The organism is Prochlorococcus marinus str. MIT 9211 (assembly GCF_000018585.1).
Taxonomy (GTDB): Bacteria; Cyanobacteriota; Cyanobacteriia; order PCC-6307; family Cyanobiaceae; genus Prochlorococcus_D; species Prochlorococcus_D marinus_B.
Genome location: NC_009976.1, coordinates 559,282 through 574,818, shown reverse-complemented (window position 1 = coordinate 574,818; position 15,537 = coordinate 559,282). Strand labels below are relative to the sequence as shown.

At 38.8% G+C, this 15,537-nt stretch carries 26 protein-coding genes; 16 read left to right on the top strand and 10 right to left on the bottom strand.

Annotated features, from left to right (window positions below; genetic code table 11):
* Positions 1–212: 212 nt before the first annotated feature.
* The 3 genes from P9211_RS03150 to P9211_RS03145 form a co-directional block, all read right to left on the bottom strand.
* Complete coding sequence (locus P9211_RS03150) at positions 213–410, bottom strand: hypothetical protein (protein WP_012195191.1); 198 nt, start codon at positions 408–410, stop codon at positions 213–215.
* A 151-nt stretch (positions 411–561) separates the two neighbouring features.
* The gene (locus P9211_RS09545; protein WP_012195190.1) at positions 562–732 is read right to left on the bottom strand and encodes a hypothetical protein; all 171 of its coding nucleotides are present in this window, start codon (positions 730–732) and stop codon (positions 562–564) included.
* A complete protein-coding gene (locus tag P9211_RS03145; protein ID WP_012195189.1) occupies positions 732–1,076 on the bottom strand; it encodes a DUF1330 domain-containing protein in 345 nt (114 codons plus the stop codon). Before P9211_RS03145 ends, P9211_RS09545 begins: the two co-directional genes overlap by 1 nt.
* 186 nt (positions 1,077–1,262) lie before the next feature.
* Between P9211_RS03145 and P9211_RS03140 the strand changes: the two genes are divergently transcribed.
* From P9211_RS03140 to P9211_RS03135, 3 genes are all read left to right on the top strand, one after another.
* Positions 1,263–1,547: a SemiSWEET transporter gene (locus P9211_RS03140; RefSeq protein WP_012195188.1), complete on the top strand. Its 285-nt coding sequence runs from the start codon at positions 1,263–1,265 to the stop codon at positions 1,545–1,547.
* A gap of 56 nt (positions 1,548–1,603) precedes the next feature.
* Positions 1,604–1,774 carry a hypothetical protein gene (locus tag P9211_RS09720; protein WP_086934871.1) on the top strand — a complete coding sequence of 57 codons (171 nt, stop codon included), beginning with the start codon at positions 1,604–1,606 and terminating at the stop codon, positions 1,772–1,774.
* 189 nt (positions 1,775–1,963) lie between these two features.
* Positions 1,964–2,182, top strand: a complete 219-nt coding sequence (locus P9211_RS03135; protein ID WP_012195187.1) for a hypothetical protein — start codon at positions 1,964–1,966, stop codon at positions 2,180–2,182.
* Between the two features lie 441 nt (positions 2,183–2,623).
* On the opposite strand, the gene P9211_RS03130 is transcribed toward P9211_RS03135, so the two are convergent.
* Entirely contained in the window at positions 2,624–3,916 is a 1,293-nt protein-coding gene (locus tag P9211_RS03130) for a DUF2130 domain-containing protein (protein WP_012195186.1), read from the bottom strand.
* A 501-nt stretch (positions 3,917–4,417) separates the two neighbouring features.
* Between P9211_RS03130 and P9211_RS03125 the strand changes: the two genes are divergently transcribed.
* The 4 genes from P9211_RS03125 (at position 4,418) to P9211_RS03115 (ending at position 5,786) form a co-directional block, all read left to right on the top strand.
* Positions 4,418–4,726 (top strand): hypothetical protein, encoded by a 309-nt coding sequence (locus P9211_RS03125; protein ID WP_012195185.1) that lies wholly within the window; start codon positions 4,418–4,420, stop codon positions 4,724–4,726.
* A 55-nt stretch (positions 4,727–4,781) separates the two neighbouring features.
* On the top strand, positions 4,782–4,943 hold the full coding sequence (locus P9211_RS09715; RefSeq protein ID WP_012195184.1) for a hypothetical protein: 162 nt from the start codon (positions 4,782–4,784) through the stop codon (positions 4,941–4,943).
* A 181-nt stretch (positions 4,944–5,124) separates the two neighbouring features.
* Positions 5,125–5,343: a hypothetical protein gene (locus P9211_RS03120; RefSeq protein ID WP_012195183.1), complete on the top strand. Its 219-nt coding sequence runs from the start codon at positions 5,125–5,127 to the stop codon at positions 5,341–5,343.
* 248 nt (positions 5,344–5,591) lie between these two features.
* Positions 5,592–5,786 (top strand): hypothetical protein, encoded by a 195-nt coding sequence (locus P9211_RS03115; protein ID WP_225866215.1) that lies wholly within the window; start codon positions 5,592–5,594, stop codon positions 5,784–5,786.
* Between the two features lie 623 nt (positions 5,787–6,409).
* Here the strand turns inward: P9211_RS03115 and P9211_RS09710 are convergent.
* Both P9211_RS09710 and P9211_RS03110 read right to left on the bottom strand, forming a co-directional pair.
* A complete protein-coding gene (locus P9211_RS09710) occupies positions 6,410–6,550 on the bottom strand; it encodes a hypothetical protein (protein WP_012195181.1) in 141 nt (46 codons plus the stop codon).
* 240 nt (positions 6,551–6,790) lie between these two features.
* The gene (locus P9211_RS03110; RefSeq protein WP_012195179.1) at positions 6,791–7,405 is read right to left on the bottom strand and encodes a hypothetical protein; all 615 of its coding nucleotides are present in this window, start codon (positions 7,403–7,405) and stop codon (positions 6,791–6,793) included.
* Positions 7,406–7,499: 94 nt separating this feature from the next.
* Between P9211_RS03110 and P9211_RS03105 the strand changes: the two genes are divergently transcribed.
* Positions 7,500–7,742, top strand: a complete 243-nt coding sequence (locus tag P9211_RS03105; RefSeq protein ID WP_012195178.1) for a hypothetical protein — start codon at positions 7,500–7,502, stop codon at positions 7,740–7,742.
* 255 nt (positions 7,743–7,997) lie between these two features.
* Here the strand turns inward: P9211_RS03105 and P9211_RS03100 are convergent, their stop codons facing one another.
* On the bottom strand, positions 7,998–8,732 hold the full coding sequence (locus P9211_RS03100; RefSeq protein WP_041391068.1) for a type 1 glutamine amidotransferase: 735 nt from the start codon (positions 8,730–8,732) through the stop codon (positions 7,998–8,000).
* Between the two features lie 276 nt (positions 8,733–9,008).
* Entirely contained in the window at positions 9,009–9,170 is a 162-nt protein-coding gene (locus P9211_RS09705) for a hypothetical protein (protein ID WP_012195176.1), read from the bottom strand.
* 182 nt (positions 9,171–9,352) lie between these two features.
* On the opposite strand from P9211_RS09705, the gene P9211_RS09495 reads away from it, so the two are divergent.
* The 3 genes from P9211_RS09495 to P9211_RS03090 all read left to right on the top strand — a co-directional run bounded on the left by P9211_RS09495 (position 9,353) and on the right by P9211_RS03090 (position 10,475).
* The gene (locus P9211_RS09495) at positions 9,353–9,553 is read left to right on the top strand and encodes a hypothetical protein (RefSeq protein WP_143703371.1); all 201 of its coding nucleotides are present in this window, start codon (positions 9,353–9,355) and stop codon (positions 9,551–9,553) included.
* 168 nt (positions 9,554–9,721) lie between these two features.
* Complete coding sequence (locus P9211_RS09700; protein ID WP_012195174.1) at positions 9,722–9,898, top strand: hypothetical protein; 177 nt, start codon at positions 9,722–9,724, stop codon at positions 9,896–9,898.
* A gap of 85 nt (positions 9,899–9,983) precedes the next feature.
* Positions 9,984–10,475, top strand: a complete 492-nt coding sequence (locus tag P9211_RS03090; RefSeq protein WP_012195173.1) for a hypothetical protein — start codon at positions 9,984–9,986, stop codon at positions 10,473–10,475.
* On the opposite strand, the gene P9211_RS09485 is transcribed toward P9211_RS03090, so the two are convergent.
* Complete coding sequence (locus tag P9211_RS09485; protein WP_012195172.1) at positions 10,468–10,635, bottom strand: translation initiation factor IF-2 N-terminal domain-containing protein; 168 nt, start codon at positions 10,633–10,635, stop codon at positions 10,468–10,470. The genes P9211_RS03090 and P9211_RS09485 overlap by 8 nt on opposite strands.
* 120 nt (positions 10,636–10,755) lie before the next feature.
* Between P9211_RS09485 and P9211_RS03085 the strand changes: the two genes are divergently transcribed.
* From P9211_RS03085 to P9211_RS03080, 3 genes are read left to right on the top strand one after another with little or no spacing between them, the layout of a single operon-like run.
* Complete coding sequence (locus P9211_RS03085) at positions 10,756–10,941, top strand: hypothetical protein (RefSeq protein WP_012195171.1); 186 nt, start codon at positions 10,756–10,758, stop codon at positions 10,939–10,941.
* A complete protein-coding gene (locus P9211_RS09695; RefSeq protein WP_012195170.1) occupies positions 10,942–11,106 on the top strand; it encodes a hypothetical protein in 165 nt (54 codons plus the stop codon). It abuts the gene before it with no gap.
* A gap of 51 nt (positions 11,107–11,157) precedes the next feature.
* Positions 11,158–11,643 carry a hypothetical protein gene (locus tag P9211_RS03080; protein ID WP_225866214.1) on the top strand — a complete coding sequence of 162 codons (486 nt, stop codon included), beginning with the start codon at positions 11,158–11,160 and terminating at the stop codon, positions 11,641–11,643.
* On the opposite strand, the gene P9211_RS03075 is transcribed toward P9211_RS03080, so the two are convergent.
* The gene (locus P9211_RS03075; protein ID WP_012195168.1) at positions 11,640–11,870 is read right to left on the bottom strand and encodes a hypothetical protein; all 231 of its coding nucleotides are present in this window, start codon (positions 11,868–11,870) and stop codon (positions 11,640–11,642) included. The genes P9211_RS03080 and P9211_RS03075 overlap by 4 nt on opposite strands.
* A gap of 258 nt (positions 11,871–12,128) precedes the next feature.
* Here P9211_RS03075 and P9211_RS03070 point away from each other — a divergent pair, with 258 nt between their 5' ends.
* Together P9211_RS03070 and P9211_RS03060 are read left to right on the top strand one after the other, a co-directional pair.
* Positions 12,129–13,832, top strand: coding sequence for a protein adenylyltransferase SelO (locus P9211_RS03070; protein WP_012195167.1), 1,704 nt, complete (start codon positions 12,129–12,131; stop codon positions 13,830–13,832).
* Positions 13,833–14,087: 255 nt separating this feature from the next.
* Positions 14,088–15,431 carry an alanine/glycine:cation symporter family protein gene (locus P9211_RS03060; RefSeq protein ID WP_012195166.1) on the top strand — a complete coding sequence of 448 codons (1,344 nt, stop codon included), beginning with the start codon at positions 14,088–14,090 and terminating at the stop codon, positions 15,429–15,431.
* Positions 15,432–15,537: the final 106 nt, after the last annotated feature.

Sequence of the window (15,537 nt, the reverse complement as noted above, 5' to 3'; positions counted from 1 at the left end):
TTTCCGTCGAACTTATATTGCTCTTGATTCGATCCCAAATTTTGAATCAGCTTAGATGTGGCAAACTTACCAAGCCTTGGCAAGCTCTTTTTGATAGTTTTTGTTGCTACAGCCATTAGGAATCAAGCATAATAAAAACAGCATACGCCTGCATTTTTATTTTCGAAAGTATTGAATAAATCCTTAGTGATGAAGGCGAGCTTTAAACCTCACTAAATAGATGACTTCTTACCTTCTTTCAAAACCTTTCTATAAGACTCATCACCCCAATAGCAGTCTTCGTAGAAAGTAAGAATCGAAAGAGCAACTCCCGCCGTCAAGAAAGCCCCTATCACTAGCAAAAAGTAGATAAGGCCTTCAGAAGGCTTCCAAACCTGCGTAACTGCAAGTACGTAAATAAAATTTGTCATGTACTAAGCCTCGCTACTTATTGCAAGAAAGACCAACTGAAATAAATACTCAAAAATCATTCAATATAATCTTTATGGCCTAGAAGATTTTTCTGCTATTAAGGTGTTTTTTAAGACTATGTCCTTTTCGATAAGGTCCTCTGAGAGAACCTTATTGCCATCTACCAACAAGGAATCTAAGTAAATCGTCTATATCCTCATCAGGACAACCTGTCCCTTCCTGCAAGGCCTGACAAGCTTCTTGGATTTTGACATAAGAATCTTTAACGATTCCTTTTTGTGCAATGGCAGCCAACATTTGATCATCTGTAAATTTAGTCATTATTTTTTACCCATTGCTCTTCTTAATCTTTGAGCTTCATCCATACCTTCGATAATTGTGAAAGTTCCATTCCCTGTAGCAGCTTTACGGATCTTCCCTATCTCTTTGTATTCAGCAGATTCATAAGCATCAATAGCTGCCCTCATAGAAGGAAACTCGCAAATCACGGCAAAGTTTGCACCTTCGGTCCCTTCTTTGCCGTGAGGATCGGTATCTTTAGCAAAAATAGTCCCTTCAACAGAAGCAAGCCAAGGGACTACCTGCTCTACATAATCAGCAAATAATTCAGGATTAACAACTGTTGCAGTGTTAATCCAATAGCCTTTTGCCCCTTTTTTGTCCATAAAAAACCTTTGTAGACTAAAAAAGCATTGCATATCTTCTACAAAGTTACATTCCAAGGAACAATTCTTTCAGGCTCTACTAACAAAAGCGGTATTCTTAGCTTTCTACTAAATTTTACAAGTTTATTGCGCTAGAAAAGATCTCAGAAGAAATCATGAATCAATCAAACTCTATCAACCAGAGAAATGGTTGACATAGTAAATACTCCTAATTTCTTTGGATTTATAGCTGCTGCATTAACAACAGTAGCCTTCTTACCTCAGGTTATAAAAACAATCAAGACAAAGAGCGCTGAGGATGTTTCCATAGTGATGCTAATAATGTTCATCACAGGAGTTTTATTCTGGATCCTCTATGCAATTCAAACAAATTCCCTACCAGTTCTAATCGCCAACATAATTACATGCATTCTAAATACAACTATTCTTTTTCTGAAATTGATCTATAAAAAAAATGAGCACTTCGTATAAATCGACACACGTTTTTTAATTTCATCAATTATGTTATGGCCACTTATAACAAGTAAATGGGAGAACTTCAGCTAGGCGTAGAAATATTCCCTTTTTGGAAAGCATTCCTCTGGTGTTTCTATCCCATCTCTGTTTTGGTCATCATCGAACTTTTAGCTCGGGGCTTTGACGACGATGACGACCAAGACGGTGGAATGATGATCCCTGCCTATCAGGGGGCTAAATAGTTAAAATTTTCCCTAGGGATATATGAGAGAAGTAGTTATTGCAGCAGCCTAAGTGATGTGAAGCTAGAATTTTTCATTAACTGACTAAGATCTGGTTGGATATATAAAGTGATTTTTCTTACTAAGTACAACTTGAACAACCCAAAAGCATGAATTCTTGTCAGATTAGAGTTCACAGCCTTAGAAGATATGCTTGAAAATCCGAAGAAGTTGAAAGGGCAAGAACTAGCTTCTTATATAGAGCAGAATAGAGAGAAGTTCAAAGGCAACGGAGATGAGCTCTGCTTGGCTGCTGGCTATGGAATTACTAGAGAAGATGGTTCGACAAAATGCAATCTCTCTTCTTTTATAAATGAATTAGACAAATCAGCAAAAATCAAAAAACGTTTTATAACGCCTGAGACTTAACGTAACCAAGTATCCATATCACGGCTGCAAGAAATACAGATCCCATATAAAAGTAAGCCAATATATTTTTCCAGCCTGGTTCGTGTGTCATGATTCAATATCCTTTTTTTGAAAAAATCTCTGGATAGGTCAAATCAAATAAAAACTTGACGTCAAGAACAAGATAATGCCAAATGTTCCCACTGTTCTATTTGCTGCTTCAACTGTTGGCATCTCTTATTGGCATTCTTCAAAAAGAATAGCAATAAGGATTAATCACTTAACTGGCGAATATCATATTGGGCAAACCTGTTGAAGCAGTTGCAATCAAAGTGAAATTCCTTACTTAATTTGTGAGACAAGGCCTACATGACGTAGTCATATCAACAGTTTTAACAACATGCTTATCTCTAAGGGGTTTCCTGTGAATTTTGCAAGCTCTTTAAAAAATTTTTCAATCTGTCAAGCGACATTCTTATTTTTAAGATCACTAAATTTTGCTTTCATCGTAGGGTTATTTCTAATCAATTTTTTTACTGTAACTTCTTGGGCCTTATCATTGGCAAGTCGAAGATTTCTATCTGCTCCAAGGAGAGCATCCTTAGTTTTTTGCAAATGATCAATTGACTTATCAATTTCTTGAATTGCAGTTTCAAATCTTCTTGAAGCAAGGCTATAGTTTTTACCAAATGTATCTTTAAATATTTCCAAGCTACTTTCAAAATTCGTTATATCAATATTCTGTGCCTTAACAAGAGCCAATTCTGACTTGTATTGCAATGACTTTATAGCTGCATTACGTAAGAGAGTAATTATAGAAATAAAGCATTGAGGGCGAACCACATACATCTTTGGATAGCGGTGAGAGACATCAACTATTCCAGAATTATAAAAGTCACTCTCAGGCTCAAGTAAAGATACCAAAACAGCGTACTCACAGCCTTTCTCATTTCTATCTTTATTAAGCTCTTTCAAAAAATCTTCATTCTTTTTTCTTGTCGAAGTTAATTCGCTCTTATTCTTCATTTCAAACATAATTGAAACTATCTCAGTTCCACTATCATCAAAGTCTCGAAAAATATAATCCCCCTTACTCCCTGTTCTTACATCATTGTCTTTTTCAAAATAAGCCTTTGGGAAAGCCAAAGCTCGAAGTCGATTCAATTCAATCTCACAGTGCTGCTCAAGCGACTCTCCTACCATTTTTGTAGAAAGACGCAATTTCATATCCCGAAGTCTTTCAATCGCATTATCTCTGTCTTTAATCTGAATTTCATATTTTTCCTTCAAAGACTTTTCTTCTAGTTCCTTTTCTAGCCTGGCTTTCTCAAGGCTAGCTTTCAACTGTTCCCTTTCCTTTTGTAAACCACTTACGGCCTGATTAATTGCAAGCTGTTGGGCAAATTCACTATTTTCTTTAATCTTCTCAAGTTGGTAGACAAGGCTATCTCGTTCCTTTTCTACAGAACTTTTAGCTTGAGTCACAGCCAATGTTCTTTCAACAACTGCCGCATTGAGCTTTGCTTCTAATCCCTGGATTTTTGTATCTTTATCCGCACAAATCTCCTGCATCTCTATTGTAATTTTCTTTTTAGCCAGTTCAATTGATTGGATCTTATCTTTTTCTGCCAATTCAAGTCTGTCAAGCAATTCTTGATCAAACTCTGCATCTCTTACCTGCTTGATAATATTCGCGTAACCAGTCTCCTCAAATTTGAAAACTTTGCCACACTCTGGACAGTTGATTTCATTCATTCCAATAAGGCTCGCAAATGGTAAGCAATAGTCAAGTCATTTTTATCTTTTTTACTTCTAAGCAGCAAGCACTTTTTTTAACTCTCAAACAACTTGTAAGCGCCTAGGGGGAAAGCTCTTATCTATTGTTCCTAAACAATTGAGCATAAATAATCAAACTCAAGACAACCATTACTTCAAATCCAACATCCCAATGCACTAAAAAATTTTCGCTCATTAGCAGTCAGAATAAAGGGAATCATCCTAAAGATATTCTTTATAACCTACCCTTGCACTCTTAGCTTGTTGGTAAGAGCTGAAGAATAGAGCGATTAAGCTAACCATATTAGCCTTTAATAATAGTCATCGACTGCAAAATCTTTTCTCGCAATTGGCCAACTCGAGACTAAGTCCTAGTCATAGAAAGCCCATATGAAATAAATCCTATCAACGTTTTCAAAAAATGGTTACTAAAACACCTTGCTTAACTACATTGAGTAAGAGAAACGAAAAGGTCCTAAGATGAATCAACTCATTAGATGGCGCAAAGCAATTACCAATGAAATGCACAGACAAGTTTTCAAGGTGATTTCTCTTTTCACTTTATCAATAGCATTAATCTATTCAATCTTTTTTGTAGAAGTAGCTAGCACCAATGCTTTAGAGAAATCACTCTCTCAAGAAGCTAACGGGGACAATCCATTAGGAATAGTTATTGAACAAGCTGAAGACAACGAAGATATGAATACCAACCCTGATATAGCCAATTATCCAGATTTAGGGTCTGATCAAGTTTTCCCTTTTGTAGCAGGTTTGGACTCTTATGAATAAATCGCTAAGTTTTAAAGCTCAAAAATTGCCTAAAACGCTATAAGCCAAAACAAATATGAAAACCTTTTGTTTAGCTTCACTAGTATTAGCAACTCAACCAGCCATAGAGACTTCCGAAGTCTTAAAGGTCTTGGGGTTAATGGGATTAGCAGCAACAGCAGGTCCTTTAGTTATTGGTGGATTATTTTTCCTTTTAAAAAAAGGTAATCTCCCATGACCGAAATCATTAGGACTGGAGCGTGAAATAAACCCAACTCTCCTACTTGTAATAAATTTCCATCATTGTTTATGAGCCTTTAGGTTCCTTAGGGTTCAAATCCATACAAAGTTTCCTGAAAAAATTTTAAGGGACTATTTTTCAAAGGACCTTGTCAAAACGATCATAAAGAATAGGTGTAATGACTGGCTGGAATGATTTTGTCAGGGCGCTAGGTTGGGTGCCCGAAAGCTTTTTTTTCATGGCTCAAGATCAATTCGACGTGATCATTGATGATCTATTTTTAGATGGAGCAGCGAGAGTAAGGGCTCAAAAGTATCACAACAAATTCAACCCAACTGCTATCAAGATAATTTCAGAGATCAACGATGAGGGCAAAAAAAAGCTTCGGACTGCCTAAGGTGGTAAATCTCAACACATCCTTGATGTCTAAAAGGGTCTGATCTCTTATAGTTACTTGTTAAATATTTACCCTTATGGTTTTCACTAAGTCTAAGTGGTACTAACCGAAGTGGGTGCCATATACCGAATAAATTTATTCGGTTTGCATCATTATTTTATTCATAGAATTGGTGCAAGCTAATAATGTTTACCGAACAAAACACTATGTACAAACATTCTTTCATCTATGACTCATTCTTCTCTCCAATGAGAACTATTTATGTTGTCTCTGATAGCCAATTGGAAGAGCTTAAGCGAAAAGAGCGAATCAACGAATTAGAAACCTTGGAAGGGTCCCGTAAGAGACTAGAAGAGAGCTATCAATCGCGAATTAAAATCCTGAATGAGCGAAAGAATGAACTTCAAGAAGAACTGAAGGATCTTGCTCCAGCAAAAAAATAATAGGTTGAAAAAGTAGGATTGAACTCAATTCAATTAGGTTAGCAAAGTCAGGAAAGAAGGGTTATTATGTCCATTCTTTCCTAACTTTTAAATCAATTATTAAAAGTAAATCTTAATACTTTACCTGGCCTTAAATGCTCTGGGCTGTATTAAATTCTTACTAGGAAGAAATTTGAAATGCACGAATAGTCGGGTTAAAGCTGAGGCTTCATATCTAACAACTATCATCTAAAAATATAGTATTAAAGCGAAATGTTTGATTAAGCTGTTGACTCCCTTCAATGTTCTCAAAATTCACTGAATGATGTGCAGGGTACATGATTTCTCATACACAATCCCCCAGGAAACTCATGTTGAGTTTTGCTCGAAGGGATCTCATCAGCATCCAAGTTGATCTGCTTGCAAGACTTACGAAAATTAAAAGGAGGTCTGTTTTAGAAGAATATTAAGCACGCAATTCAAACAAACCCATACTTAGAAAATCAATACTCAACCCTCTTAAAGAAGAGTTTAAGCAAAAAGTCTTAAAAAAAAGGCTGCAAGAATTCCTTGCAGCCTTTTTTTCTTCAAAAATTGGGTACTTGACTAAAAGCCAAATAAATCAGTCCCTGAGATTCGATTCTTTAGCCACCAAATAAAGATGAGGCAACTGCACCAGCAGCAATTACTATGCCACCCCACTTAATGACAGGCTGACTCTTGTCATAAGTTGATGAGACAAGAATTGCAGCCAAAAGAATTTCTACAAGGTTTACGTTGTTCATGTGAGTTAACCCAAAAGTATTAGATAATACTTATTAGACTTAGCAGTGGTTCCTTTATTGGTCCATTCAATATTAAGAATGCAACTAAATCAAAAGGGCTAACCACAGCTTTAAAAACGATTTTTACTTAATACCTCTAGCCAATCAAAACACCTTCCAATCCTAGTCCTAGTAATTGAATAATGATCAAGTCTTCCAAAGCAAATTAAAGCTTTAAGGCTTCTGAAGGAATCAAACTTTTCACCCTTTAATCCAAAGAGCAAGGCCGCCACCTCGACCTCTAGCAGAAAGCCATTTGCAACTTTCTCCCATAGAAATCAATGCAAAAAAAGGTCTGTTCTTCTCTTCTGGTATTTGAAGAGATCTATTGAAAACAACTCTTGAACCAGCTTTAAGTTCTATACAATCAAAAAAGAAAGGCAATAAAGGCTGCCTTCCTTTTAAGTTTCCCAAACCTCTAAACAGTATAGATAGTGGTCCAAAATGAATAGAGTTGGTAATAGAAAATTCATTAGGCTCTTTTTGCCTGATATCTAAACTTGCCGAAAAGAGACGCAACAAAGAACTTGAGACCATGTCATCCTTGTCAGAGTCTTTTTTCCATACATAAACAAAACTCCAAAGACCAATCAAAGAAGCAAAATCAATTCCACTGCCATGTTTTCTCGCTATTCGCTCAAGTTCTAATAATTTTTGTTTGCTAGGCAACTTTAGTGCATTTTGACTTGGTAATTTATTTTCAATGAAGTTATCTAAGATCATACCCTTCTCTTTAAGGGCTTGAGATACAAAGAACAAGGGGAGTCCTACTAGCACCACAGCCCCCTCTATAATTAATAATTTTGTTAAATCCATAATTTAGCAAGATCCTTAAATCCATTAGGAAGCATAAGGGACTTGCGCTAACGACTATCTAAAGGATTATTAATGAAAAGGAACTGGCAGGAGCATGAACGACGAAAACTGGAAGGAAGAATTCAAACAATTGAAAACTAATCTCAAGCCTTTGCAAATTAGATTGCTGGAAGAAGGTGCAAAAAGTCAAAGCCAAGCACTAATGCTCAATGACATGTGGTGCGAATGGAAAGATCTCGCTTCCAAGAAAAAATTGAATGAGCCCTCAAAAGATCCTTTAGCAGCCAAAGATCCTTGGGATGATGTGAAGACAGAAATAATTTCACCCTATGGATAACTAAAGATGAGCCATCAAAAAAGAACATTATGCACGAATTCTAATCCTCCTTAAAAGAAAAGAGGGCCTAATCAGAAAGTCACAACGACAAGAATAATGTGTCTTAGATAGATAAAAGGGAACTAACTCAAGAAAAACAAGAAAGAATTACTTAGAAAGCTTTTTGAAGAGCGCTGTATATCCTTAGAGATCTCATAAAACTAGGCCAAGAAACAGGTTGCGAGACTGCACATACAGTTCTCTTAAACAATTCACTCAAGCACTAATCAAATCAAACAATTTCTCTAACAACATCAACCTAGACTGTAGTGTACTGTCTCCAAATTCTTTCTGTTGTTCTTCTAAGACAAATCGAGCATCTACTCCTAAACCTGACCTTATGAAATCACTATCTTCTTCAATCCATTTGAACACCATTTCGTCTTCTATTTCAATATGAAATTGCATTCCATAAGCCAATGATCCAATCTTAAAAAATTGCTCTTTACATCGACTACTACTGGCAATTAGCTCAGCATCACTAGGCAACAATATCCGGTCGCCATGCCAATGCAAAACTGGCAAAGGAACGGCCAAGAGAGAGCTCAATGAATCTGTCTTGGCACCTGGACTTTTGGAAACGGTATCCCAACCAACTTCTGGTAAAGGCTTAGGAGGTGTTCCTCCTAATAGAGCCTCCACATAACCACCTGAAGCATAAGCAAGAAGTTGAGCCCCCAAGCAAATACCAATAATGCCAACTTGTTTATTCAGCGCTTCCTTTATAAATTCAATCTCATCAAGGAGCCATGGAAAACTTGGATGATTAATGTCTCTTATTCCCATTGGTCCTCCCAAAATTAATACCAAATCACCTTTCGCTAATTCGGGGAGAGAGTCGCCGAGGTCTAATCGAAAAATACTGACGATTAAACCCCTCTCTTGGGCAATTCTGGAGAGCAAGCCAAGTCCTTCTCTCTCCAGATGTTGTAAAACTAATAAGCGTTTCATCATTACTTTCTAGTGGATCACCCAATTCAATGAAGTCAATAACTAACGAGAAGAGGTAAAAAACATTTTTGCAATACTTAAAAGCAGCAGGCTTTGAGCGAAGGATCAGACTTAGTTTTCTTTTTAGTAACTTATGAGGCCATAATGTACTAGCAAGATTTATAAATCTGACAAAGCAAATAATCACTTCCTATAAGTCAACATAAGCATGAGCGACCTTATAACTGTAAAGCGTGACACAATAAGCAAAATATTACTAGTCTGAGCAACAGCTCTTTAGCCGTTATGAACTAGAGGGTATTCGATTTCATCTAATTGCATTTCTTTTCTGATTGAGCGGGCCTTCTTAAGAAGAGTGATGGTTTCCCTTCTGCCCTCTGCTTTTTGGGCTTCGAGTATGATTTTCTCATACTCCATATTCAATTTTGTTTTCGTCATTAAGACTCCTATGTTTGGTGTTTTTAATGAATTGGGCTAACCAATATCACATCTGCCGAGACTTATATCTCTAGCTTGATCTCATTAGAGATAACAAAAAGGTAACACATCACCAATATTACGAGTCTGTATTGACAGCTACCAATTTACTTGATTAGTATAGATGTACTACTGCGATGAACATGGCTCCAGCTTCCTCACCCTACGCTGTATTCAAGGCGTCTGACTGGAGTCCTGCAGTAGTTTCCCCTGTCGACTATAGACAATGCCTAAAATTAGATGTCAAGAGAGCCTATGCAAGGAAACAAATCCAGAAAAAGAAAGTTGGGAATATCTCGCCGAAGATACGCTTAAAAGATCACGTTCAACTTGCATTTGCATGACGTGTATCCACTTCAAGTATTCATGCAATAAACATTGTCACACACTACTTGCATGTAACGCACACCAACGTCTTATTCCTCAAGGCTCACATCTAACTTGTAGATGCTCTTTATGGAATAGAAATAATTCAGACCAATACGACTTATGCACAGAGGCTTCTTAACACTATGACTAAGAACGATTTTGCCTTAAAAATTTCTCTCGCGATGCACAAGGACCCTTCAACCCCTTGCGAGTCTTTTCACGCATATCTCAATACCTACAAGTGTTTATCTCATTACTTCAAGGAGCTCTCGATTGAAGACATAGAAGGCATAGCTAGTCGCTATGGAGTGATGTCTTAACTTCTATTATGTCGTAGATTCAGTCTTCATTTGAATTGGGTACTCTATTTGTGGTAGAGATGGAATATAGGAATTAACTACCTAAATGTCTCAACTCACCATCAAAGTTTCAGCTAAAGCTGAGGCTATGATCGCCACTCTTCAGAAGGAGATCTTTAACCGTCGTCGCAAAAAAGTAACTGCACAAGGTGTAGTTGAAACTCTTGTTGAAAGCGGTGCCAAGTCTCAATCTGACAAGCGCTATGCAGCTTCTTGGAAGAACCTTATCAAGGACATCGAGAAAGCTGCCAAGTCTGCTGAAGTTCATGGCAACAAGCCCGCCAATGTATCTGCTGAAGAATGGGCTTTAATCGTCGCCCATCGCACACGTAAGGGGTCAGCTACTAAGAAAGCCACACCTAAGAAGCGTGCAGTAAAGAAAGCTGTGGTTAAAAAGTCTGCAGCAAAAAAAACAAGTCCAAGGAAAACTGTTTCTAAAAAGACAGTTGCCAAGAAAGTTGCGCCTTCAACAACCGCTAAGCCAAGAAAAGCTAAGCGTGCAAGAAGAGCAGCTAAGCCAGCAGCAGTATCTAAGTAGTCTCATTGTAATAATTGATGATCTGCTGAGCATTCTCTTCGGTTAGGCAACTAATTCTTGAAGTTGCCGGAATATCAAGAAAAGCACAGGTGGCAATTATGTCATCTGTGCTTTTCTCAATCTTCTCTGATAGTTCTAATACCCTTAACGATTTTGTCATTACGTAGCATTTACAATTGGGAATTTACGATCAGTTCCATTCTTTATTAGCCGAATTTGTTCTCAGCAAGAAATTTCGTTATGAGCTAGAAAGAATCACCGCTTTAAAATTTTGGAGTCCATGACAGAAAAAAAAGCACAAAAAGGCTTTCTTAAAAGATTTGGCAAATGGGCACCAATAATTGGAGGGGGCTGGATCTTGCTAAACATTGTTGCACCTTTGGCTTTATTGCGTATCCCAGCTGTCCAGGGATATCTCGTAGCATTAGAAAACAAACTTCCCTTTGATATCCCAGGTATTGGATAAATGCAAAGTGAAATCACTTGTTTTTTCTTACTTGGTATCGCAGCATTGCTTCTAAATGCTGGACTCTCCTCTCAAGTTCTTCCAATCTTTTGTCTAATTCTTCCATTGGCAATAAAACTCTTTATAAACTTTAAAAGAAGAGAAGAGCAGAAAGAAATTACTTGAGTCGACAACGAGGCTTCGACTAAGCAGTAGATTATAGTTAAAGTCTTGACAGTGATTAAAGAGCTTGTGGATAGAATTAGTACACGTGGAGTAGTTAAAGATATAAATCGTTTTATACTTACCTTTTTTTTCGCGACAACATTTTTTCTAGCTCCCGTTGTGATACTTGCCTCCACAGCAGAGTTATCTCCTACTGTCTCAGATATAAGCAAACAGTTTTCAGAAAAGTTCTGTGCATCTATTGGGAATGGAATTACTCCTGAAAAAGCTGGAGAGGTCGCCGCAACACAACTATCAAAAAACTTATTGTTCACACCAGCTATGAAAGAAATAATCTCTGCGCCAAAAGAAGAGTTAGCTGCATCTCTTTCCAAAAATATTTTTGATGGGTGCGGCAATGCTCTTGGGCCTACAAAAGAAAAAGTCAATGACTATATAGCTCAATTAACAAAAAAGATTCCAAAAGAAACTTCTGGCGGTCTGCAGATTCCACCAACCCGACAGAAGCCTACCAATAAAGCGCTTGCTAATTACTAATCCCCCCTACTCGCAGCTCTAATGTCGATATTTCCAAATTCACTAACCACTTTCCATTCTCTTCTAAGTTTGAGCTGATCAGCTGAATAATGATGGATAATTTTGCGGAGGGCATAAAGCCCTCCTAAAGCCATAAGGCTCCAAGCCCAACACCCACAGCCCTTGGCTTCTGCATAGGTATCTACTTCAAACACAACTGAATTAAAACCGTAAAAACCCCCAAGCATTTAAACCCTGGTGACTACCTAAACAATCAAAAAAAAGAAAATTTAATAGTAAATAGAAACCTGAAAAAGAATCTAAGTAAGTGCTTCTAACCACTAAGATTTTTGATTAGCATGTCTTACTAATCGACTAATTCGCAAGCAGCCCTAATTAGAAAGAAAAAAGCTTTTGAAGATAAGTTTGAGGAATCTTGGATAAACTTTCTTAAAGGAGAATGCTCAGGCATCCCAAAACCATAGTGTGAAGTGACAATTTGCCCCATGCCAACCAACCCGAGCGCTTTCTTATCACCGGCTACACAAACTTTTGCTCAATTCTCAAAACTAGCTAATTATTCGTTTATTAACTCACTCCAAGCAGATCCTCAGGCGACAACCGATGGCATCGATCACCACCCACGACAAGTGTTCTCCGGCCATTACGTGCCTGTAAACCCTACTGCAATTCCAGATCCTGAATACATCGCCCATAGCAAATCCTTATTTAACGAACTTGGGTTGAACCATGAGCTTGCTTTCGACAAACAATTTCGCAGTCTGTTCTCAGGCGACATAACTGTGGCGCAAGAGCCAATGCGACAGGTTGGATGGGCAACCGGTTATGCCCTGTCGATCTATGGAACAGAATATGTACAGCAATGCCCATTTGGAACCGGCAACGGCTATGGCGATGGACGAGCTATCTCCGTGTTTGAAGGTCTTTTCAAGGGCAGACGATGGGAAATGCAACTCAAAGGCGGAGGTCCCACCCCTTACTGCCGCGGCGCTGATGGACGTGCTGTCCTTCGTTCAAGCGTGCGTGAGTTTCTAGGGCAGGAATTCATGCAAGCCCTTGGAGTCCCGACCTCACGTTCTCTCACGCTTTATGTGTCCAAAACCGAGAAAGTGCGTAGGCCATGGTATTCCCAGGACTCTAGCTCCATCGATCCCGACATCGTTGTGGATAACCCTGTGGCTATTACAACACGAGTTGCTCCGTCTTTTCTTCGTGTCGGCCAGCTTGAATTATTTGCACGTCGTGCACGCAACGATGAGCACCAAGGAGCACTGAGTGAGCTCAAGATGATAGTTAAGCACCTAATCGATCGAAACTACCAACAGGAAATTGACCCGAACCTTTGTTTTGCTGAGCAAATTGTCGAACTGGCCCATTTGTTTAAAGGAAGGCTCATATCACTGGTAGCCAACTGGATTCGTGTCGGCTACTGCCAAGGCAATTTCAACAGTGACAACTGCGCAGCGGGTGGCTTTACCCTCGACTATGGCCCCTTCGGATTCTGTGAACTCTTCGATCCCAGATTTCAACCCTGGACCGGCGGTGGTGAACATTTCTCATTCTTCAACCAACCTGTTGCTGCCGAGGCAAATTATCATATGTTCTGGGCAGCCATCCGACCCTTGCTATCGACCAACACGGAAGCATTGAGAAGGTTAGATCAAGTCCGCGAAGGCTTTAGCGAGGCGATGAATCAAGAGATCGAGAAAATGTGGCTAAAAAAGCTGGGCCTAGCCAGCTATGACTCAACTCTAGTGGACGAACTATTGGAGCTTATGGTTCTCTCAAAAGTTGACTACACGATTTTTTTCAGAAAGTTGTCTCACATTCCAGAGCACCTCACACCCTTAAAAGAGAGTTTCTACTCGCCTAGCTCAGAGCAAATAGATGCACAGTGGCGTGGCTGGCTACAACGTTGGCGGGGGGGCATTAAGAGCTGTGGAGACCTAACCTTGACATCCACAGCTATGAAACTCATCAACCCAAAATACACTTGGCGTGAATGGCTTGTCGAACCCGCTTACACGAGGGCTGAAAGAGGAGACTACAGCCTTATCAAAGAACTACAGACTGTTTTTAGCAATCCCTACGACGATCAATGCTCGATTGTAGCGTCGAAGTACGATCGCCTAAAGCCTACGAAATTCTTTAACACTGGTGGGGTATCCCACTACAGTTGCTCATCCTGAGAAGGCAGCAAAAGCAACATTGAAAACTAGTCGAACATTTTTTTCACGAAAGAATAGATTCTCAGAACTATTTGATAAGGAACGACAAATTAGAAAGTTCGGCCTAAGAATTTCATAGTACTTAGCTAAAACTAATAATAATTCCCTTATCTTCTTGCACCCCAAGCAACCATATGACACCATCATGAACAGTTTATTAAATGCCAAGTGCTTGTTCTGACAGATCAGAGTCTCTCAGTAAATACTTTTGCCCAAATGCAAGGAACAATTTCAAATGCTATAGAGCTAATAAACAGCCCTATAAATGGCTTTGCTTGGGGTTGGCCAACAGTGAGCCTTATTGCGATTACTGGGATCGTACTTATGTTGGGGCTCGGATTTATGCCTCTACTGCGGCTTCCTTATGGATTTAAGATTTTGCTTAATAGCTCTACTAAAGACACACAAGAAGGAGAAATAAGTCCATTCCAAGCCTTAATGACATCACTTTCCGCGACAATCGGAACTGGAAATATTGCTGGTGTAGCTGCAGCAATTGCAATAGGCGGACCAGGCGCAATTTTTTGGATGTGGTTAATAGCAATTTTTGGAATTGCCACCAAATATGCTGAAGGGGTTTTAGCTGTTCACTATCGCGAAGTTGACTCTCTTGGGAACCACGTAGGTGGTCCGATGTATTACATAAAAAATGGCCTAGGTAGTAGATGGACTTGGTTAGGAGGATTATTTGCTCTTTTTGGCATGTTGGCAGGGTTTGGTATTGGGAATGGGGTTCAGTGCTTTGAAGTCTCAAGTGCTCTTGCATTAGCCGGTATTCCAAAGCTACTCACCGGAGTTGTCCTGGGAATTCTTGTTTTCTCTGTCATCGTTGGAGGTGTTAAACGTATAGCAAAAGCTGCTTCTGCCATAGTTCCATCTATGGCACTTTTATATGTATTGGCTTGTTTAATAATTATACTTAGCAATTTTTCAGAAGTCCCATCAGCCTTTTCAACAATATTTTCAAATGCCTTTACAGGCAAAGCTGCTGCTAGCGGAGCATTTACTCAAGTAATTCTAATGGGATTTAAAAGAGGTATTTTTTCAAATGAAGCCGGTCTAGGAAGCGCCCCAATTGCGCATGCCTCTGCTCAGACCAATGATCCTGTCAGACAAGGAACCATAGCAATGCTTGGAACTTTTATTGACACCATAATTATTTGTACAATGACTGCGCTAGTAATCATCACCACTGGTGCATATCAAACAGGAGAATCTGGAGCTGATCTTTCAATTACTGCATTTAATAGTGGGATTGCTGGTAGTGGATGGATTGTTCTCGTGGGTCTAGTTTTATTTGCATTCACAACTATTCTTGGGTGGAGCCTATATGGAGAACGTTGCACTGAATATCTTTTTGGGACTAAAGCAATACTTCCTTTTAGGTTAGTTTGGGTCTCTGTTGTAGTTATTGGCGCTGTTGCAGGAGATAGAGGGATCGTTTGGGCTGTTGCAGATACTTTAAATGGATTAATGGCTATCCCTAATTTAATAGCTCTTTTACTTCTTTCAAAAACCGTATTCAAACTTTCCCGTAACTACCATTTTAAAAGTCAATAAACTTCATTTCCCTTAAGCGAGTCAATATTATCAATGTCAAGCTTTTCGTAAGATGGTGGCTTACGAACTCAAATTATCTCAAATAGGACTAATGAAAAACATCGCC